Origin of the sequence: Dokdonia sp. R86516 (assembly GCF_044596715.1) — a bacterium.
Taxonomy (GTDB): domain Bacteria; phylum Bacteroidota; class Bacteroidia; order Flavobacteriales; family Flavobacteriaceae; genus Dokdonia.
This window is the reverse complement of sequence record NZ_CP138998.1, coordinates 1,044,574-1,064,423: the sequence shown is the minus strand read 5'-3', so window position 1 is coordinate 1,064,423 and position 19,850 is coordinate 1,044,574. Positions and strand designations below refer to the sequence as shown.

At 35.2% G+C, this 19,850-nt stretch carries 19 protein-coding genes; 16 read left to right on the top strand and 3 right to left on the bottom strand.

What is annotated here, in order from left to right; translation table 11 throughout:
* Nucleotides 1–2 precede the first annotated feature (2 nt).
* The gene (locus tag SJY23_RS04950; protein WP_396597678.1) at nucleotides 3–500 is read left to right on the top strand and encodes a hypothetical protein; all 498 of its coding nucleotides are present in this window, start codon (nucleotides 3–5) and stop codon (nucleotides 498–500) included.
* Nucleotides 501–517: 17 nt separating this feature from the next.
* Entirely contained in the window at nucleotides 518–1,489 is a 972-nt protein-coding gene (locus SJY23_RS04945) for a DUF4837 family protein (protein ID WP_396597677.1), read from the top strand.
* 90 nt (nucleotides 1,490–1,579) lie between these two features.
* Here SJY23_RS04945 and SJY23_RS04940 read toward each other — a convergent pair whose 3' ends face one another.
* Entirely contained in the window at nucleotides 1,580–2,395 is an 816-nt protein-coding gene (locus SJY23_RS04940; protein ID WP_396597676.1) for a hypothetical protein, read from the bottom strand.
* 83 nt (nucleotides 2,396–2,478) lie between these two features.
* Complete coding sequence (gene tatA / locus SJY23_RS04935) at nucleotides 2,479–2,667, bottom strand: twin-arginine translocase TatA/TatE family subunit (RefSeq protein ID WP_013750675.1); 189 nt, start codon at nucleotides 2,665–2,667, stop codon at nucleotides 2,479–2,481.
* A gap of 163 nt (nucleotides 2,668–2,830) precedes the next feature.
* On the opposite strand from tatA, the gene SJY23_RS04930 reads away from it, so the two are divergent.
* The 9 genes from SJY23_RS04930 (at nucleotide 2,831) to SJY23_RS04890 (ending at nucleotide 13,438) form a co-directional block, all read left to right on the top strand.
* On the top strand, nucleotides 2,831–3,697 hold the full coding sequence (locus tag SJY23_RS04930) for a M23 family metallopeptidase (protein ID WP_396597675.1): 867 nt from the start codon (nucleotides 2,831–2,833) through the stop codon (nucleotides 3,695–3,697).
* A complete protein-coding gene (locus tag SJY23_RS04925; protein WP_396597674.1) occupies nucleotides 3,697–5,187 on the top strand; it encodes a GH3 auxin-responsive promoter family protein in 1,491 nt (496 codons plus the stop codon). The genes SJY23_RS04930 and SJY23_RS04925 overlap by 1 nt, the downstream gene beginning before the upstream one ends.
* A gap of 68 nt (nucleotides 5,188–5,255) precedes the next feature.
* Nucleotides 5,256–6,950 carry a DUF6909 family protein gene (locus tag SJY23_RS04920; RefSeq protein ID WP_396597673.1) on the top strand — a complete coding sequence of 565 codons (1,695 nt, stop codon included), beginning with the start codon at nucleotides 5,256–5,258 and terminating at the stop codon, nucleotides 6,948–6,950.
* Between the two features lie 41 nt (nucleotides 6,951–6,991).
* The gene (locus tag SJY23_RS04915; protein WP_396597672.1) at nucleotides 6,992–7,990 is read left to right on the top strand and encodes a hypothetical protein; all 999 of its coding nucleotides are present in this window, start codon (nucleotides 6,992–6,994) and stop codon (nucleotides 7,988–7,990) included.
* A 26-nt stretch (nucleotides 7,991–8,016) separates the two neighbouring features.
* Nucleotides 8,017–9,135: a GDP-mannose 4,6-dehydratase gene (gmd, locus tag SJY23_RS04910; RefSeq protein ID WP_035335106.1), complete on the top strand. Its 1,119-nt coding sequence runs from the start codon at nucleotides 8,017–8,019 to the stop codon at nucleotides 9,133–9,135.
* Nucleotides 9,128–10,195, top strand: coding sequence for a GDP-L-fucose synthase family protein (locus SJY23_RS04905; RefSeq protein WP_396597671.1), 1,068 nt, complete (start codon nucleotides 9,128–9,130; stop codon nucleotides 10,193–10,195). The genes gmd and SJY23_RS04905 overlap by 8 nt, the downstream gene beginning before the upstream one ends.
* Nucleotides 10,196–10,197: 2 nt before the next feature.
* Complete coding sequence (locus SJY23_RS04900; RefSeq protein WP_396597670.1) at nucleotides 10,198–11,076, top strand: FkbM family methyltransferase; 879 nt, start codon at nucleotides 10,198–10,200, stop codon at nucleotides 11,074–11,076.
* Nucleotides 11,077–11,097: 21 nt separating this feature from the next.
* Entirely contained in the window at nucleotides 11,098–12,369 is a 1,272-nt protein-coding gene (locus SJY23_RS04895) for an oligosaccharide flippase family protein (RefSeq protein WP_396597669.1), read from the top strand.
* On the top strand, nucleotides 12,356–13,438 hold the full coding sequence (locus SJY23_RS04890; protein ID WP_396597668.1) for a glycosyltransferase: 1,083 nt from the start codon (nucleotides 12,356–12,358) through the stop codon (nucleotides 13,436–13,438). Before SJY23_RS04895 ends, SJY23_RS04890 begins: the two co-directional genes overlap by 14 nt.
* A gap of 85 nt (nucleotides 13,439–13,523) precedes the next feature.
* Here the strand turns inward: SJY23_RS04890 and SJY23_RS04885 are convergent, their stop codons facing one another.
* Nucleotides 13,524–13,787, bottom strand: a complete 264-nt coding sequence (locus SJY23_RS04885) for a hypothetical protein (protein WP_396598133.1) — start codon at nucleotides 13,785–13,787, stop codon at nucleotides 13,524–13,526.
* On the opposite strand from SJY23_RS04885, the gene SJY23_RS04880 reads away from it, so the two are divergent.
* The 5 genes from SJY23_RS04880 (at nucleotide 13,729) to SJY23_RS04860 (ending at nucleotide 19,850) form a co-directional block, all read left to right on the top strand.
* On the top strand, nucleotides 13,729–14,766 hold the full coding sequence (locus tag SJY23_RS04880) for an O-antigen ligase family protein (RefSeq protein ID WP_396598099.1): 1,038 nt from the start codon (nucleotides 13,729–13,731) through the stop codon (nucleotides 14,764–14,766). The genes SJY23_RS04885 and SJY23_RS04880 overlap by 59 nt on opposite strands.
* 62 nt (nucleotides 14,767–14,828) lie before the next feature.
* Entirely contained in the window at nucleotides 14,829–16,253 is a 1,425-nt protein-coding gene (locus SJY23_RS04875) for an O-antigen polysaccharide polymerase Wzy (RefSeq protein WP_396597667.1), read from the top strand.
* Nucleotides 16,254–16,370: 117 nt separating this feature from the next.
* A complete protein-coding gene (locus SJY23_RS04870; RefSeq protein ID WP_396597666.1) occupies nucleotides 16,371–17,522 on the top strand; it encodes a glycosyltransferase family 4 protein in 1,152 nt (383 codons plus the stop codon).
* A 35-nt stretch (nucleotides 17,523–17,557) separates the two neighbouring features.
* Nucleotides 17,558–18,781: a WcaI family glycosyltransferase gene (locus tag SJY23_RS04865; protein WP_396597665.1), complete on the top strand. Its 1,224-nt coding sequence runs from the start codon at nucleotides 17,558–17,560 to the stop codon at nucleotides 18,779–18,781.
* Between the two features lie 82 nt (nucleotides 18,782–18,863).
* Entirely contained in the window at nucleotides 18,864–19,850 is a 987-nt protein-coding gene (locus SJY23_RS04860) for a UDP-glucuronic acid decarboxylase family protein (RefSeq protein ID WP_396597664.1), read from the top strand.

Sequence of the window (19,850 nt, the reverse complement as noted above, 5' to 3'; positions counted from 1 at the left end):
TTATGAAAAAGTTATTTCTCGTCTTAAGCCTATGCTTTACAGCAGCACTTGCCGCACAAGAAGTAACTCTCAAACCTTTTGACCCTGCTGCTTATGTAGCAATAGATAGTGAAGGAAATGAAAATCGTACTGTTAAGAATCTAGTTTATACATACTTGATAGATAACTACAAAGCCATTTCAGAAAAGGAAATTCTTCCACCTAATGGTGGCGGAGATTGTGGATTTACACAAACTTTTGAAAATGGAATCGTTTACACAAAACGCAATTGTGGCGACGCAGCACTTGCAACTGGAGAAGTGCTCACCATAGCAAACCCTAATAGAGAATCTGTGCTGTTATGGGTAGAGGCGGTGAATAAGATTTTTGGAGATTATGGTCAGAATCATTGGAACTTTGACCTTACAGAATACAGACCTACGGACAATATACTAGGCGGTTTTTTTACAATTAAGAGAGATACAGATTACACCACGGTCCTTGTGATGTCTGGATGTTAATCATTAATAATAGCAATATGATAAAAAGAATATTTTTAAGTATAGTAACAGCGTCCTTACTTATTTCTTGTGGGGATAATGACGGTAAACGCATTTTAAGCCAGTCTGTAGGTAATATTAACAACGTTAAGGTAATTGTGACTAAAGCACAATGGCAAGGAGCTATAGGAGACGCGCTACGCGATGTGCTGGCAGATCCGGTGTATGGATTACCACGTGAGGAGCCTAAGTTTTCTATAGATCAGATTCCGCCAGAGGCTTTCAGTGATTTCTTACTTAAGAACAGAATTTATTTGCAAATAAAACCAGCCGATAGTGCTTCTTTAACTATCGTAAAAGATAAGTATGCACGCCCACAAACAGGAGTAATTGTTACTGGAAGTAGCCACACACAAATTGCAAATCTTATTATTGATAATGAGGAACGTATTGTAACTGCTTTTAAAGAACAAGAGCTTGTTGCAAATCAAAGTCGAATTAAAAAGGCATTGAAGAAAACAGATTCTTTACAAAAGGTATTTGGAGTAAAACTTAACTTTCCAAATGCATATCGATATGCAGAACAGAAAGCAGATTTCTTCTGGATGCGCAAAGAGCTTAAGCGCAGCGGTAACATGAATATCACAGTGTACGAGGTGCCGCTACAAGCAATTGATAAGGATACCTTAACAATCAAGAACATTATACGCATGCGTGATTCTATAGGTGGAAAGAAAATACCAGTAGATGACGGTCGCTTTATTACAGAACGTGCTTTCTCACCATACTTACAAGAAACAGAGATAGATGGAAAACTAGCTTATGAGACTAAAGGAACATGGGAAGTAGATGGTCGTTATATGGCTGGACCTTTTGTAAACTATGCCGTAAGAGATGAAAAAAATGGAAGATACTTGATATTAGAAGGTTTCATCTTCTCCCCATCACAAGACCAGCGTGATAATATGTTTGAGCTTGAGAGTATCTTGAAAAGTGCTAGGTTGAGGTAGAAGCATATTAACTTTATAAATTAAGAAGAGCTATCATAAATATGATAGCTCTTCTTAATTGTGATAGAGAATATGAATTAATAAATACTGTTAACGATTATATACGTACTCATATGTTGTAGACTGTTCTTCTTGTTTAGTAGGAAATCCATCATCGTCGTAAGTATAAGTATGTGTTATTGTAAATGAATTGGTTGTTTGAATAACGTTATTGACAAAGCTGAAAAAATCGTCTATATGCAGAATTTTCGGCTCAACATTTAATAAGGGGTTATTGAAGTCATCGTATAAATATTCTGTTGTGGAACTTTCATTTTGATTATTTAGGTAAGTAACCGACCTTGTACTTACATTATTGGACTCATCATATTGAAATTCTATTATATTAGAAATTTCAGAGGCATTGGCTCCTATATAACTGATCTTGGAAACATTTTCATTTTCAAATGTGTATAGAAATCGCTCACTAACTATTGTCTCACCGGTATCTTCATTTACATAGGTGTCTCGTCGCTCCGAAATTATGTTGTTTTCATAAAGATACTCTTCTTTGCCATCTGGGGTGCCATCGGGATTTATATATTCCGCGTAATCAATATTACCATCTAGATAATGAAATTGTTTTGTGAAGTTTTCATGCGGTTGGTTGATAAATACGCCTTCTATTTTATCTAAAGTGTAATCATCATTATAAAAAAATAATAAATAGAAATAATTATCGACAGTCAATTTTGTGAGAAGCTTTGGAGAGGATTCTTCATTGTCACTGTCATCCATTTCTACATCATCCATTTCTACATCATCTATTATTTCAATTATTTCCTCTTCAATTACTTGGGAGTCATTTTCACTACAAGAGATAATTGAGAATGCAAGTATTGTTATTATTAAACAGGCGTATTTCATTTTGTAAAGTTTTGGTCGAAAATATAAAAAAACCGCATAACTCAAAGAGCTATGCGGTTTTTCTATATAAGAAAGAGCGAGTATTACTTCTTCTCTTCTATCATATCGTCTTCTTCGTCCTTAGACGCTTTCTTAAATTCTTTGATACCGCCACCTAAGCCGCGCATCATTTCAGGGATTTTCTTACCTCCAAAAAGTAATAAAACAACTAATACAATAAGTCCTATTTGCCAAGGGCCTACCATTCCTAAAAATATTGCTAAAAAATTCATCTTCATCTGTTTTAGAAAAACAAAGATAGTAAGAAAACAGACATACGAGCGTTAAAGTGATAAAAAGGACTTAATTGTTGCTGAGTGGTTATCGCAATCCAATTTTCGCGAAAGCGTAAAGACATCAATTATCTCATATCTAAAAAGTATATTTGTATCTCAAATGGCAGAAAAAAAAGAGAAGAAAAAAAAGATTGCAAAAAAGCTACTGCATAAGTATCGCTTAGTTATTCTCAATGAAGATACTTTTGAGGAGCGTATTTCTTTTAAACTCACACGACTCAATGTGTTTATTCTAGTAGGTATATCTGCTATTATTCTTATTGCACTTACTACATTACTTATCGCATTTACACCATTAAGGGAATATATTCCTGGTTACTCAAGCACAAAACTCAAGCGCAATGCGACGCTACTCGTTGCAAAAACAGATTCTCTTGAAAATGCAATTAGAGTAAATGAGCAATATTACTCTTCTATACGTAGAGTGTTAAGTGGAGACGTAGAGGAGCTAGAATTTGATAGAGATTCTATACGCGATGCTGTTTTTAATGATGAAGAAATATATGTGCTCCCTAGTAAGGAAGATAGCCTGTTGAGACAAACAGTAGAGCAGGAAGACAAGTATAATGTGTTTGATAAAGCTATTGAGGATACAGATTTCTCACTATTTCCTCCTGTGAAAGGAACCATATCGTCTGCATATAATGCTAGCCAAAAACACTTTGCGGTAGATATTGTAACGGTAAAAGATGCCCCAGTAAAAGCGGCAGCAGATGGTACTGTAATTTTTGCCGAGTGGACTGCAGAGACAGGTCATGTACTTATTATAAATCATGGTAAAAACCTTATCACTGTTTATAAGCACAATGCTTCTCTCAATAAGTCACAAGGAGCCTTGGTTCAAGCAGGTGAAGTTATTGCCACGGTGGGTAATACAGGTGAGTATAGTACTGGACCACACTTACATTTTGAGTTGTGGAGTAATGGTTACCCTATAAATCCGACTAATTTTATAGATTTTAACTAATGTCGATAAAGTCTTTTGGAGCAAAAATTTTTGCGTCGTACATACAGCGAAGTATAAAAAAATGGGCAGATAACCCTATTGAGACTCAGCACAAAGTTTTTGAGGGTCTTATAGATGCTGCTCAGTATACGACCTTTGGTAATGATCACCGTTTTGACACAATAAAATCGCATGCAGATTTTGTTAAGCAAGTGCCTATTAGAGATTATGAAGACTTGCGCTACTATGTAGATAAAATGGTTGCTGGAGAACCAGATATACTCTGGCCAGGTAAACCTCTTTACTTTGCAAAAACTTCTGGAACGACATCTGGGGTAAAGTACATACCGCTTACTAAGGATAGCATGAAAACCCATCCTAACAGTGCACGTAACGCAATTCTCTCTTACATCGCAGAGACAGGAAATACAGACTTTGTAGATGGTAAGATGATTTTTTTACAAGGAAGCCCAGAGATGACCGAAAAGAATGGCATCAAACTAGGCCGTCTTTCTGGTATCGTAGCACATTATGTGCCTAATTATCTACAGAAGAATAGGCTTCCTAGTCTGGAAACTAATTGTATAGAAGACTGGGAGCAAAAGGTAGATGCTATTGTAGATGAAACCATAGATCAAGATATGACGCTCATAGGTGGGATTCCTCCGTGGGTACAGATGTATTATGAACGTCTTATCCAGAAAAGTGGTAAAACGGTGGGAGAGCTCTTTAAAAACTATCAGTTGTTTGTGTATGGAGGTGTAAATTATGAACCTTACCGTCGCAAGCTAGAAGACCTTATAGGTAGAAGGGTAGACAGCATTGAGTTATATCCAGCGAGTGAAGGATTTTTTGCATTTCAAGATACGCAAACAGAGAAGGGAATGCTGTTGCAACTAGACAATGGTATCTTTTACGAGTTCGTAAAAGCAGATGAGTTTTTTAATGAAAACCCAACGAGAATAACGCTTAAGGACGTAGAACTTGATGTAAATTACGTAATGATTATCTCTACCACAGCAGGACTGTGGGCATATAATATAGGTGATACTGTGATTTTTACCAGCCTTAAACCCTATCGTATCATGGTGTCTGGGAGAATCAAGCATTTTATATCTGCTTTTGGAGAGCATGTGATAGGCAAGGAGGTAGAGCAGGCTATGCTTGAAGCCTCTGCAGGAACAGACATTAAAGTGACAGAGTTTACCGTAGCACCGCAAGTAGCACCTCAAGAAGGATTACCTTATCATGAGTGGTTTATAGAATTTGAAAATGAGGGTAGTGGTGATTTGCACGCTTTCGCGAAAGCGTTAGACTCCTCACTACAAGCTCAAAACTCATACTACCTTGACTTAATCACTGGAAAGGTACTGCAGCCGTTAAAAATTACTAAAGTGGTAAAAGATGGCTTTAATGATTACATGAAATCTCAAGGAAAGCTGGGAGGACAAAATAAAATACCAAGACTTTCAAACGATCGAAAGATTGCCGATCTATTGCAATCAAAATAGTAGTTAATAATGAACTTGAACACGAAATTACCGCGGTCAAGTTCAATTAAGTACCTTTATCCCCAATTATGAGCACACAAAAAAAACAAGGCCGTACGAGAGCCCAAGAGAGCAGCAGCGCTATAGAACGCATGTATATTACTATGCGTCACCTTTTTAATAGAGGATTTTATAAACCTATGGGAGTCTCTGGTGAGACACTTAGAGAGTCACTTCTTATACTAAGGCCAGAAATTTACGGTACCATCGCCGAAGAAAAGGTAGAACTAGATGGTCTTCTTTACGTTATTGATAGACTTCCAGAAGGAATAGAGCAGTGCAGGTTTATTAACCTAACAAGTGATGAGGGTTATAAAAACAGCCACTTTGAACCTATTATTCCAGCAAAACGACGTCGTAACTGCTACCGCATAGATGAAGAACAAATGAACATCGAGATTACTCGTGGTCGTTCTGAAATTTATGATATTCTTACACACGTGACGTTCTTATTCATAGAGTCTCACAAGATTATGAAACGTGTCCTTATAAATGATGAGGGTGCAGTAATACGCGATTGGGAAAAGCTAGAAAAAGCAGTTTTAAATAACGAAGAGTTAGATCAAAATAGCTGGGAGATTGCCACCACGCATACTGCAAACATCTTAGGACGCACCTTTGCAGAGGTACGAGCTATTGCACCGCACTTTAATACTAGATCAAACAATAAACGTTTTTTTGAACTTATTTACTGGTTAGGTAAGCTGGCTATAGCAGAAGTACTTAGAGAGGAAAAGCGTACAGTTACCTTTAGTCCTGTTCTAAGAGAGCGTCTAGGTCACCACATACATGGTAAGATCTGGGCAAATGATATAAAGGCTACGTTAAAAAAGAACAACCTTCTAGGTAGGCCTTTACATATTATAAGTGCAAATATGCACTCTGTAATGAACACACTGTATGCTCCACTCGCACTTAAATCTGAGCTTAAGAAAAAGTCTAAACTAGAGGTGTATGAGATGCTTAGTGATAGCGGTAATAGTGCTCTACGTGCCAAAGTAGAGAGGGCTGCATTACAAAATGGAATGATATACCTACCAGATGATAGTGGTACTAATATCAATGTGCAAATTTTTGACATGTGTAAGCTACCAGTAGCCGAAAATGATTTTTGTAGTAATGATCTAAAAAAGGAGGAGCAGCCAGTCATTATAGTGATGGACTACGCCTTTGGAGAGCAGGCTTATGAAACTATGGAAGAGCTTCTCAAACCGTATGAAGAGGGAGAGGAGAAAACATATTTAGACGTAGATTCTGTATCTATTATGGGTAAAGCAGGTATTCTAGAAGGTGGAAAGGGAGACCTTATGATACCAAGTGCACACCTTTTTGAAGGTACGGCAGATAACTATCCGTTTGAGAATGAACTTACTAAAGAGGATTTTGAAGGACATGGATTAGAAGTGTTTGAAGGTGCTATGGTTTCTGTATTAGGAACATCACTGCAAAATAGAGATATCCTTAAATTCTTCCATGACAGTACGTGGAGTGTGATAGGTCTAGAAATGGAAGGAGCGCACTATCAAAAAGCAATACAAGCTGCCGCAAAACTACGTAAGAGTATACAAGAAGATGTAAAAGTAAGATATGCGTATTATGCTAGTGATAACCCACTAGAAACGGGTAGTACACTCGCATCTGGCGGACTAGGAACTACAGGAGTAAAACCTACGTACCTTATTACAGAAAAGATTCTACATCAGCTTTTTACCTCTAATAAGTAGTACGGATATAATACAACTAACATTCAATTTTAAGTAAGCTCATGAGCGATCACAACAATCCGCCTGTAAATCAGCAAGAAATGGACCTCTCAGATATCTTTTCTTTGATAGGTAGACTATTTAAAAATGTAGTTTATTCATTTTTTAGGGTTGTTGATTACTTCATCAAAATGTGGTGGGCCTTCTTATTACTCATTGTTGCTGGAATAGCTCTAGGGTTTGTTTTTAAGGAGGAGCCATCTTATGAGGCAAATCTGTTATTAAAAACTAATTTTACTAGTCAGGCGTATGTTTATACGGCAATAGAGCAGTTTAATAATAACCTTGAGGAAGACGATGAAGGTTTTATAACCTCCCTTGGTAAATCACCAGAAAGCTTTAGTATTAAAGAAGTAAGCGTAGAGCCTGTAGTTGAGGTGATAGATTTAGTGAATTATATTGGAGAAAATGACGGTGCACTAGGAGAGATGACTAGAGAGTTTAAGCTTGAAGATGATCGTGAGTTGTTTGCAACAGATCGGTTTTTATCTAAGTTTAAATTTCATAAACTCAAATTTGTATTTGATAGTGATAAAAACTTAAACGATATTGAGACTTTCTTGTCATTTATTAATGACAACTCGTATGCTAAAGAATTGAAAAAGGAAGGCCTCAAAAACCACATAGCTTACCTTGAAAGTCAAGAACAATCTATTGCTCAGATAAATGAGCTTATCAATTCTATTAGTAAGGATAAGAATATATCAGATCAACAAGGGCAGCAGGGGTTCTATTTTAATAATCAAAATGAAAACTTAGCATCATTATTTCATGCCAAATCAAATCTGGTAGGAAATTTAGAAATAGAAAAGAATGACTTTGTAAGTTATAGTAATCTAGCAGTAATCGTAAGTGACATTCAAGTATCAAAGAAATCATCTATAACAGATAACTTAATTGTTATCTACCCATTAGTATTTGTGATAATATTTTTAATACTCTCGGGTATTGTAAGTGTATATAGATCATACAAGCGTGAAACTTCTGCATTAAAAAGATAGTTTTTCTTACATATTAATAATTATTTATGAGTAATAAAGTAGCATTAATTACCGGTGTGACTGGTCAAGACGGAGCGTACTTAAGTGAGTTTTTACTTAAAAAGGGCTATGAGGTACACGGTATTAAACGCAGATCATCTTTATTTAATACAGATAGGATAGATCACCTTTATGAAGATCCTCATATAGATAATCAGCGATTTTTTCTGCACTATGGAGATCTTACAGACAGTACAAACTTGTTTAGAATTATTCAAGAAGTACAGCCAGATGAGATTTATAACCTAGGTGCAATGAGTCATGTACAGGTATCCTTTGAGATGCCAGAGTATACAGCAAATGTAGATGGACTGGGTGCCTTACGATTATTAGAAGCTGTGAGAGCTCTAGGACTTGAAAAAAAGACGCGCATTTATCAAGCAAGTACATCTGAGTTGTATGGAAAAGTACAAGAAGTACCGCAATCTGAAACCACACCTTTTTATCCAAGAAGCCCTTATGCAGTAGCAAAACTATATGCATACTGGTCTACCGTAAATCATCGTGAAGCTTATGATATGTTTGCGTGTAACGGTATTTTATTTAATCACGAGTCTCCAGTACGAGGAGAAACTTTTGTGACTAGAAAGATTACTAGAGCTACATCAAAAATTGCTTTGGGATTACAAGATAAAATGTATTTAGGTAATCTAGATGCAAAGCGTGACTGGGGTCATGCTAAGGACTACGTAAGGATGATGTGGATGATCTTGCAAGCAGAAGAGCCAGAAGATTGGGTAATCGCCACGGGAGAGACTACAACAGTACGTGACTTTATAAAAATGGCCTTTACACATATAGGTGTTACCTTATCTTTTGAAGGTGAAGGAATTGATGAAAAAGGAATTGTTACGGCATCAGAAAATGCAGATTATCCTGTAAAAATAGGGCAAGTAGTGGTTGAGGTAGACCCAAAATATTTTAGACCTACTGAGGTAGAGCTTTTAATAGGTGATGCTACAAAAGCCCTCAAAAAGCTGGGCTGGAAGCCCGAATATAAACTTCAAGGTCTTGTAGATGATATGATGCAGAGCGACCTAAGGTTAATGAAAAAAGATAGCTACCTCAAAGAAGGCGGATATAAAACGATGAATTATTTTGAGTAATACATCCATACCTACCAACGCTAGAATTTTTGTTGCTGGACATCGCGGCTTAGTGGGAAGCGCGATTGTTAATACACTTGTAGCAAAAGGCTATACGGATATAATCACGCGCACTCACAAGGAACTCGACTTAACAAACACAGTAGCAACACAAGAGTTTTTTAAGAAAGAAAAGCCAGAATATGTTTTTCTCGCAGCTGCAAAAGTGGGTGGGATTATAGCAAATAATACGTATCGAGCAGATTTTCTTTATGTTAATCTCATGATTCAAAACAATGTAATTCATCAGAGTTATGTACACGGAGTTAAGAAGTTGTTGTTTTTAGGAAGTACTTGTATTTACCCTAAAAATGCACCGCAACCTATGCCAGAAGACGCTCTGCTTACAGGAGCTTTAGAATATACAAATGAGCCCTATGCCATTGCCAAAATAGCCGGCATCAAACTTTGCGAGAGTTATAATTTGCAATACGGGACAGATTTCATTTCGGTGATGCCTACTAATCTTTATGGAATTAATGACAACTTCGACTTAGAGAAATCTCATGTCTTACCAGCATTGATAAGAAAGATTCACCTTGCAAAATTACTTTCAGAAGGAAAGAATGATGAGGTCTGTAGAGACTTAGATGTTTCCGCTTTCGCGAAAGCGCAACCTATACTAGAAAAGTACGGTGTAACAGCCAAAAGCGTTGAGATATGGGGAACAGGAACGCCTAGAAGAGAGTTTTTATGGAGCCAAGATATGGCAGATGCCTGTGTGCACATTTTAGAAAACACAAGTTTTGATGACGTAAGAGGAAGCACAACCGAAGTAAGAAATACACACATAAACATAGGCACAGGAGAGGATATATCTATAAAAGAGCTAGCAACGCTTATTAAAGAAACGATAGGTTTTAAAGGAAAACTAATTTTTGATAGCTCAAAACCAGATGGCACACCGCGCAAGCTTACCGACGTTACAAAACTTAATAGTTTAGGATGGAAACATACGGTAGCGCTTGAGGATGGAGTTAATAGATTATATAATTGGTATTTAGATATTAAGAACCGATAAAAATGTCATTTTACAATACACTTAAATTTATAGTTACACATCCTCTTAATAAGAAAAATCCTGTAGCTGGCCTTGTACGTTTTGGTAAATGGCAGTTAAAAAGTAGGCTTCTTAACAGGCCTATAATTTGCAATTTTGCTACTAAAAGTAAGCTATTAGTCTCTAAAGGAATGACTGGAGCAACCCAGAATATATACTGTGGCCTTCAGGAATTTAATGATATGTCTTTCCTTCTTCATTTTCTGCGAGATACGGATCAATTTATTGACATAGGGGCAAACGTAGGTAGTTACAGTATACTTGCTTCTTCTGAGATAGGTGCTACCACGTTTGCTGTGGAACCAGTTCCTAAAACTTTCGAAAGTTTACAAAGAAATATTGAACTAAATAATAGTCAAGATAGAACGCAATCATTTAATATGGGTGTGAGTAGTACTAAAGGGAAGATTTTATTTACTGCCGGATTAGACACAATGAATCATGTAGCTATAGAAGGAGAAAAAAATACTATAGAGGTCCTTGTAGACACTTTTGATAATCTGTTTGAATTAAATAAAACTACTCTCGTTAAGATAGATACAGAAGGATTTGAATCTGCCGTTTTAGAAGGAATGGAGGAATCAATCTCAAATAGCAACTTGCAAGCTATAATCATTGAGTTAAATGGACTATCTAAAAGATATGGTTATGATGATAATAAAATTCACAATAAGCTCATAGAAAGCGGTTTTAAGCCATATGATTATAATCCTTTTACACGCACTCTGAATTTACGCACATCGTACGGACAATATAATACTTTGTATTTACGTGATTATAATTTTATTTTAAACAGAGTTCAAGCGGCTCCATTATTTAAGATTCATAACACTGAATTTTAAATGTAACAATCACATTATAGTTTGAAAAACCTTCATAAAATTAAGGCGTTAATTCATTCCTCATTTGGGAAGAGAATTTCTGTAAATTATATCTCGCTTTTACTTATTCAAGTTACAAACCTAGTATTACCTATAGTTACTTTTCCTTATCTCATCTCAATATTAGGCTTGCAGAAGTTTGGATTGATAATGTTTGCACAAGCAATTTGTTCTGTACTTTACATTTTTGTTGATTATGGGTTTAGTCTCAGCGCAACAAGACATATAACGCTACAGAGATCTGATAAGGAAGAAATGGCAACTGTTTTTTCAACTGTCCTTCTTATAAAAATTGTAATCGCTACAAGTGTATTTATGTTATACGCTATTACTGTTTTTGTTGTGCCCAAATTTCAAATTGAAAAAGAAGTGTTTTTATTAAGCTACCTTATGGTCTTTGGACAGGCGTGCTTTGTAGATTGGTTTTTTCAAGGAATAGAAAAGATGAAAGTGATGGCACTCTTGAGTCTTTTGGCAAAAGGAGTTTTTACACTTCTTATATTTGTGTTTATACGTGATGTGTCAGATTATGTTCAAGTTCCATTCTTTATGGGTATAGGATATATTCTAGCAGGAATTCTGAGTATTATTTTAGCTTTGAAATACGTTTCCATTGTTAAACCTAGTTTAACCTTAGTAAGAAAATTATTAAGGGAAAGCTTTAGTTTATTTGTGTCTAACCTCGCTGCTAGATTGATTAACACTATTCCCATCTTAGTGCTAGGTTTCTTTGTTAATGAGTCTACAGTAGCTATTTACACAAGTATGGAAAAGCTTATCACAACTTCAAAAGGGGTCTTTGTGTCTCTATATCAAGCGTTATTTCCATGGTTAGTTAGTCAAACACGTGTAAAACAGAGAGAATACGTAATAAAAATGTTACCTATAGTTGGCTTACTTGCAATTATGGTTACACTACCATTCCTAATTTGTGGAGGATGGCTGTTAAACATATTGTATGATAATATAGCTATAAATGAAAATAGTTACCTTTTCTACATACTTGCACTTAATATCATTTTCACTAGTTATTTTATGCTATTTATTGCCCATTACTTTCCTGCTGTTGGTGATTTTATGTCTCGATTGAAGACATTGGCTTTTTCAGCTGTTTGCGGGATCATAATAGGCTTAATCTTTATCAGTCAGCTTGAGATACTTGGAGCAGTTATCACGGCGGTTTCTATAGAAGCTATTCTATTAATATTCTCAATATATTACTTTATTAAAACGAGACCTGTTGGAACTATCTAAAGATAAAAAGTTTATTATTATTCAAACGGCTGTCCCAGATTATAGAAAAGGTTTCTTTAAAGCCTTGAGAGATAATCTAGGGTATAATTTTGAGTTGTATAGTGGTAATCACTATTTTGAAAAATCTATACAGTCTGACGCGACAATCCCTCATAAGAAAACTAAGAATACTTACCTTTTTAACGCTAGATTTTTAATTCAATTTCAAGTCATAAAATTAATAGCGAGTGATAACCTGTTAGTGCTTGAACTCAACCCTAGAATAATTTCGAATTGGATATTATTGATAGGTAGAAAAATTTTAGGTAAACAAACGATACTGTGGGGTCACGCATGGCCACGACAAGGTAAAGATTCTAGTACTGATAGTTTAAGACATCTCATGCGTAAACTAGCAAGGGCTATTGTTGTATATACTAATAAACAGCAATTAGAACTTCAAGAGAAAATGCCCCGTAAAATCATTCTCGCAGCACCTAATGCACTTCTCAATACATCTCAAATGGGTGCAATTGCTGGAAACCCTAAACACCTTATTTATGTGGGGCGTTTAACAGAAAGTAAAAAAACACTTTTTCTTGCAAAGGCATTTAGCAAAGCACTTAATGATATTCCAAACGATGTACAGCTTTTTATTGTAGGAGATGGAGAAAAAAAGAAAGTTCTAGAATCATTTATAATAGAAAACAACTTGTCTCACAGAATACATTTGCTGGGCCATATTAATGATATAGCTCGATTGAGAGAATTATATAGCAACAGTTATTTTAGTGTTTCTCCTGGTTACGTTGGGTTGTCTGTAACTCAAAGTTTTGGTTTTGGTGTACCTATGATCGTTTCAAGAGATGAAAACCATTCCCCAGAAATTGAAGCAGTTTTAGATGGTGTAAATGCTCTTTTTTTTGATACTAATAGCGAATTAAGCTTTCGCGAAAGCTTAATAAATGTGTACAGCAATATTGATTTATGGACATCAAGAAGAAATGAAATTGCCGCATTTTGCGCCAAAAATTATTCTGTAGAGGCAATGGCTCAAGTATTTTGTAAATTGTTAAATACTAAGAGGTAATGAGCCCCTGTAACCACTAGCCCGTCAAGCGAAGCTTTTTTACTTGTACTCAATAAAGAAAGTGATAATTTCTAATAATTCTCAATTAAATGGATATAATAAGGAGCCAAAATAGTATCAAGTTAGTAGAGGGTGCTCTCTTGTTATTATTTGCCTCTATTTTATTACCCTCTAATATAAAATCGATTGCAATCGGCTTCTTTGCCGTTGTGAGTTGTTTACATTTTTTTAAAAGTGGAAACACCTTTAATACTAGGTTTTTCTTTTTAAATAGTGCCGTTTTTATAGTAATGGTCTTTACGTTACTATATAGTGATAATCTTGAGTATGGAGTACAGAGACTTATCATGTTTTTATCTCTTGTAGTTTTCCCACTTTGCTTTTCTATGTACTCCCAAAAAGATATTAACTTCTTATATAGAAATAAGTATAGGTACTTGTTTGCATATATAATTACAGTGGTTCTATTTAATGTAATACCTTTTTTGTGGTTTTATATCACTCATTACAGTTTTATAGAAATGTTAGAACACTTTCCTATGACAATGAAATTAAATGTAGGAAAATATGGAATGCATGCTATATATCTATCCATGCATTGTAGTGTTGCCCTTATCTTTTCAGTGTATGTATTACAGTCCTTAACAACAAAATGGAAAGTAATATGTTTAATTGTCTTAGATCTAATATTAGTTTGTTTCTTATTAATTTACGCAAAGAAAGGATCAATGATTGGTTTAACTATAGTTGCTTTTCTCTTTATACTCTTTCGACGAAAAAAGATAACTATAAGACCTTATCTTTTTGCTTTAATAGGACTAATGGTACTCATAGTCGCAATTCCGCGCACTCGAAATAAATTTTTAGAATTTAAGAAAATTGAGGCAGTAGGTGAAGGAGCCCCTACCTCCACAAATATTAGATACACTATCTATAATGTTGCTAAAGATGTAATACTAGATAGCCCTATTTTAGGTTATGGAGTAGGTGATTTTAGATCAGTTTTAACTGATAAGTATCACGAATTAGAAATTCCAGTGTTACAAGAAGGAAGATATAATGCACATAATCAGTTTCTAAGTTTTTTGATTATTGGCGGTATTGTAGCGCTTCTAGCTTTTATATGTACGCTTTTAATAAACTTTATCTTTGCTGTAAAGTTTAATGACGAATTACTAATACTATTTATCATTTTTTATGGTATTTTAATGCTTACCGACAATATTTTAGAGAAGGAGGCAGGTGTTGTATACTTTTCATTATTCTTCAATTTTCTTACTGCCAAATCACTATTTGCAATTCCTAATCACAGTGACTTAAGAAGATAATTAGAATGGGTTTAGTTGAAAATATTCAAGTTTAAAGATGTATGCTAGGTAAACTCATATTGATGTTATCTTATCTACTGATAAGTATATTTCTATTTGCAACATTCAGTGCAGATACTTCTGTATGGATATCATTCTTTATAAGTAATCTCTTATTATTTGGGATGTTCTGGTGGCATTTGTATCAAGAGAAAGAGTTTTCTCCTTTCATTTCTGTGTTTCTTGTCTTTAGCTTTCTATTTTTCATACTTTCTCCGCTTCTCCAAATAGGAGAATTAAACCTTACAAATGGAGTTTTCATAACTAAATTAAAATACTCCCAAGCGGCAATTGTACACACAAATGTACTTGTAATCATATTCAACCTGACCTTTGCTGTAGCATATCTTTATTTTAAAAAGTTTCGAAAACTGAGAGTTATTCCAGTTTATGATCAGACCAAATATAAAGCCCTGCCAGTACTAATTAGTATAATCTCTATCGCTACAGTGCTAGTGTTTATTGCTAGTTTCGGTTTTGTACAAGAAGAAATAAGAAGACATAGTGGGACACCCTCGTCTGCGTCAATAGGGATGCTCTTGTTATGGAAAAAGGTGCTATTTATGATGCCATTTGCAGGAATCGTACTATGCTTTCAATATTTTGACAAACGAAAAAAACTACCAATAAACATTATTATTGTAGCCTTACTTTTCTTAATTCTTGGAGCGTTTTTATTATGGTTTAAAAACCCCTTGACAGAAAAGCGCAACGCTTTAGGTCCCATTTATATTTGTATTATATTCTTAATGGCACCTAGATTACTTAATAGCAATGTTAAAATGACGCTATTTATGTTCTTTTCAATGATTATAGTTTTCCCACTCTCTGCCATGCTCACACATGTGACAGCCACGTTTGAGGAGATTTTAGACAGACCTAGAGTGTTATTGGACAGTTTTGAAGGTTATGGTATAGGTCAGGTTTTTAATACATTACATTATGATGCCTTTATAAATATTACAGCAACCTTAGATTATGTAAAATATGAGGGCTTTTCATACGGTTATCAATTGCTAAGCGGTTTATTATTTTTTGTTCCTCGTAGTCTATGGGAGACAAAACCCATAACCACTGGAAAATTAGTTGGTGAACATCTTATTGAATATCATGGGTTCCATTATAGTAATTTATCTAATCCACTAGTATCTGAGGGTTACATTAATTTTGGGATTTTTGGAGTCGTTATGATGGCTATTTTTCTCGCAATTACATGTATAAAGCTTCTTTCATGGTTTAAAAGCGACGACTATCTCAAGAAGATTTTAGCACTTTACTTTGCTATACATTTATTATTCTTATTGAGAGGTGATTTTGCAAATGGCTTTTCTTATTACATTGGCATATTTGTCGGAGTTTATATACTTACACGCTTTATACAATATACAATGGAACAGATGTTTTTAAACCAGAAATCATGGAAGGCAAAACATGAGCAACGTATATAAAGAAGCCTTATACTACGCAAATTTATAAATTAATGTAGGCATCATTTTGAACTGTAAAAAGTGATTTACTTATCTGCATTTTTGATTGTTTTCACTTCTAATATCTCTAAGTAAGAAATGCACATAGTTCAAATACATAATAGATATAAAGACATAGGCGGTGAAGATATCGTTGTAAGTCGAGAAAAATTAATACTACAAGCGGCAGGCCATAAAGTCTCTCAATATATTGTAAATAACAATGATATTAATACGCTTTCGCGAAAGCTAAAAACGGCATTGTCGCTACCATATTCGGTTTCTCAAAAGAAATTAATTAAGGCATTTTTAAAAGATTCTTCACCTGATGTTGTGCACGTGCATAATTTTTTGCCTGTAATTACTCCGTCGATTTTTTACGCGTGTAAAGAACTACACATACCAGTAATAGTTACTCTACATAATTACAGAATACTATGTAGTAACGGGCTTCTTTTTAGAGATGGGAAACCTTGCGAAGACTGTATAAAAAGTAAATGGGGTATTCCCGCTATTAAAAACGGTTGTTATCAAGAATCTAAAATCGCGACAGTATTTCCTGTAATCAGTAACGCCCTGCATGGACATTTAGAAACATGGTCATCATATATTGACAAAGTGATATTGCTAAGCGAATTCTCTCATGAGATTTTTAAGAAATCCCATATAACTTTTAGAGATGAACAAGTTATAGTCAAGCCAAATTTTACAGAAGATAGAGGCTACCTCTATGATAAAGAGAATTATATGCTATTTGTAGGGCGTCTCTCAGATGAAAAAGGGATTGTAAACGTAATAGAAGCTTGTATTAAAGCAAATAAAAGACTCAAAATTGCAGGTACAGGTCCCCTTCATGAAGTTGTTGAGAATTATTCACACCTACATAATAATATAGAATTTGTAGGAAATCAAGATGGAGAAGAGTTATCAAGCTTATATAAAAATGCTCAAGCATTAATCACAGCATCTAAGATGTACGAGACTTTTGGGTTGGTTATAATAGAATCATTCTCCTTTGGTACCCCAGTTATTGCACCATCGTTTGGGAATGGTGGGCAATTAGTTAAAGATCAATACAATGGATTACATTACACGTTAGATGATATTGATAATCTTGTAGAAGCGATTGAAAAAACAGATTACCTAGATCAAGAAACTATGAGAAATAATGCCCGAGAAACATTTCTGAAAAACTACACAGCTCAACAGAACGTATTAAAATTGCTAGATGCGTATAAATCCGTTTTGTGATTAGGAAATTCTATTAAACTATTTTTACAAGCCCTATGAATAATCTCCAAGGCAAACACATCACACTTATTTCCTTAAACTTCTACCCAGAAGACACTGCAATAGGACTTTACAGCACGCAACTAGCAGAATATCTAGAGCAGCAAGGAGCACATATTTCGGTGATTACTGCGTTTCCTTATTATCCAAAATGGGAGATAGCAGAAGCATATCAAAACCAAGGAGCTTATCTACATGAGAAGAAGGGAACCATTGATATATATAGATATAAGCAGTTTACTCCCAAGGAGCCTACATTCTTAAAACGGGTTATACATATAGCCGATTTTACCATAGGTTCACGCTTTAATTTCAAGCAGATTGCAGCGTGTGATATTGTAATCTCTGTAATTCCTTTTACGAGTAGTGCATGGTTAGGAAATACGCTTTCGCGAAAGCGTAACGCAAAACACTGGATTCACATTCAAGATTTTGAATTTGACGCGGCTTTTCAGTCGGGTCTTGCCGCTGGAGGTGAAAGTAAAAGTATGGCGTATAAAGGGTTGATGAAATTAGAGCGCAGTATTCTCAATAAAGCAGATTATGTGAGTACGATAAGCCATGCGATGCTTGCCAAACTAAAAGAGAAAACCACCACCGAATCCTACTATTTACCTAACTGGATAGATGCAAACGAGAGTGATCCATCTAAGTCACAAGCACATCCTTATTTTTCTAAAGATAAGTGTAGTATTTTATATTCTGGTAATGTGGGAGACAAGCAAGACTGGCAGTTATTTACAGACCTTATCAAAGCATTAGACTTTAATACGTTTGAAGTAATTGTAGTAGGAGCAGGGGCAAAAATGAATGCTCTAAAGGAGAATTTAAAACATACAGAAGTAAATTTTTATCCTCCGGTACCATTTGCCGCGTTATCAAGTTTGCTAGCTAGTGCAGATGTGCATATTTTATTTCAAAAGAGCGAAGTTGTAGATACGGTTATGCCTTCTAAAATACTAGGTATGATGGCGAGCGCTAGTCCATCTATCATTACCGGTCACCCAGATGCAGAGCCAGCTAAGATTATAAATGATTCGAAAGGTGGATATTACAACTCCGTTATTAATGTTGATATAATATTGAGCCAGCTACAGACTCTCCATTCGGCTCCAGAAACTGCTTTAACTATGGGTACAGCTGCAAGAAACTATGTACTTGAAAAATTTGCAAGGAAACCTATTTTAGATAAATTTTCTCAAACGCTGAGTAGGTTGTAGGGCTTAGGCTTTACAAGCAGGTAATACTTCCTTATTTTTACGAACACAGATTGTTAAGTCTGTATAGATTAATCAACCAATTATGAAGAGAGTTTTAATTACGGGTGCTGCAGGATTTTTGGGGTCTCATTTATGTGATAGATTTATTAAAGAAGGTTTTCATGTAATTGGTATGGATAACCTTATCACTGGTAGCCTGTCTAATATTGAGCACCTTTTTAAGTTAGAGCAATTTGAGTTCCATCATCACGACGTTACTACTTTTGTGCATGTGCCAGGTGACTTAGATTATATTCTACATTTTGCGTCACCAGCGAGTCCTATTGACTATCTTAAAATACCCATACAGACACTTAAAGTAGGTTCGTTAGGAACACACAACCTATTAGGATTGGCCAAGGTTAAAAATGCCCGTATTCTGATTGCATCAACATCAGAAGTTTATGGTGATCCACTCGTGCATCCTCAGGATGAAAATTATTATGGTAATGTAAACACTATAGGGCCAAGAGGAGTATATGACGAGGCAAAACGCTTTCAAGAATCTATCACAATGGCTTATCATCGTTTTCATGGCTTAGAAACTCGCATAGTGAGAATTTTTAACACCTATGGACCTCGTATGAGACTTAATGATGGTAGAGTAATACCTGCATTTATGGGACAAGCGCTCAGGGGAGAAGATCTAACGATATTTGGTGACGGTTTACAAACTCGTTCCTTTTGTTATGTGGATGACCAGGTAGAGGGTATTTACCGCCTATTAATGAGTGATTATGCATTTCCCGTAAACATTGGAAACCCAGATGAAATTACAATAAAAGATTTTGCAGAAGAGATTATAAAACTCACAGGGACTGATCAAAAAGTAATTTACCAAGACTTACCGGTAGATGACCCGATGCAACGTAAACCTGATATTTCTAAAGCAATGGAAATATTAGATTGGGAGGCCAAGGTAGGTCGCGCAGAGGGTATGAAAAAGACGTTTGAGTATTTTGAAAGTTTATCTCAAGAGCAATTATATAAAAGCGAACATAAAGACTTTTCAAAACACATACGTAAATAA

Bases quoted from the DNA above. Each gene is read 5' to 3' on its own strand.
- SJY23_RS04930 (WP_396597675.1), top strand. From the start codon at position 2,831: ATGGCAGAAAAAAAAGAGAAGAAAAAAAAGATTGCAAAAAAGCTACTG.
- SJY23_RS04950 (WP_396597678.1), top strand. From the start codon at position 3: ATGAAAAAGTTATTTCTCGTCTTAAGCCTATGCTTTACAGCAGCACTT.
- SJY23_RS04920 (WP_396597673.1), top strand. From the start codon at position 5,256: ATGAGCACACAAAAAAAACAAGGCCGTACGAGAGCCCAAGAGAGCAGC.
- tatA (WP_013750675.1), bottom strand. From the start codon at position 2,667: ATGAATTTTTTAGCAATATTTTTAGGAATGGTAGGCCCTTGGCAAATA.
- SJY23_RS04885 (WP_396598133.1), bottom strand. From the start codon at position 13,787: ATGATAAGTCTCTGTACTCCATACTCAAGATTATCACTATATAGTAAC.
- SJY23_RS04925 (WP_396597674.1), top strand. From the start codon at position 3,697: ATGTCGATAAAGTCTTTTGGAGCAAAAATTTTTGCGTCGTACATACAG.
- SJY23_RS04915 (WP_396597672.1), top strand. From the start codon at position 6,992: ATGAGCGATCACAACAATCCGCCTGTAAATCAGCAAGAAATGGACCTC.
- SJY23_RS04870 (WP_396597666.1), top strand. From the start codon at position 16,371: ATGCACATAGTTCAAATACATAATAGATATAAAGACATAGGCGGTGAA.
- SJY23_RS04865 (WP_396597665.1), top strand. From the start codon at position 17,558: ATGAATAATCTCCAAGGCAAACACATCACACTTATTTCCTTAAACTTC.
- SJY23_RS04945 (WP_396597677.1), top strand. From the start codon at position 518: ATGATAAAAAGAATATTTTTAAGTATAGTAACAGCGTCCTTACTTATT.
- SJY23_RS04860 (WP_396597664.1), top strand. From the start codon at position 18,864: ATGAAGAGAGTTTTAATTACGGGTGCTGCAGGATTTTTGGGGTCTCAT.
- SJY23_RS04875 (WP_396597667.1), top strand. From the start codon at position 14,829: ATGTTATCTTATCTACTGATAAGTATATTTCTATTTGCAACATTCAGT.
- SJY23_RS04880 (WP_396598099.1), top strand. From the start codon at position 13,729: ATGGTCTTTACGTTACTATATAGTGATAATCTTGAGTATGGAGTACAG.
- gmd (WP_035335106.1), top strand. From the start codon at position 8,017: ATGAGTAATAAAGTAGCATTAATTACCGGTGTGACTGGTCAAGACGGA.
- SJY23_RS04940 (WP_396597676.1), bottom strand. From the start codon at position 2,395: ATGAAATACGCCTGTTTAATAATAACAATACTTGCATTCTCAATTATC.
- SJY23_RS04900 (WP_396597670.1), top strand. From the start codon at position 10,198: ATGTCATTTTACAATACACTTAAATTTATAGTTACACATCCTCTTAAT.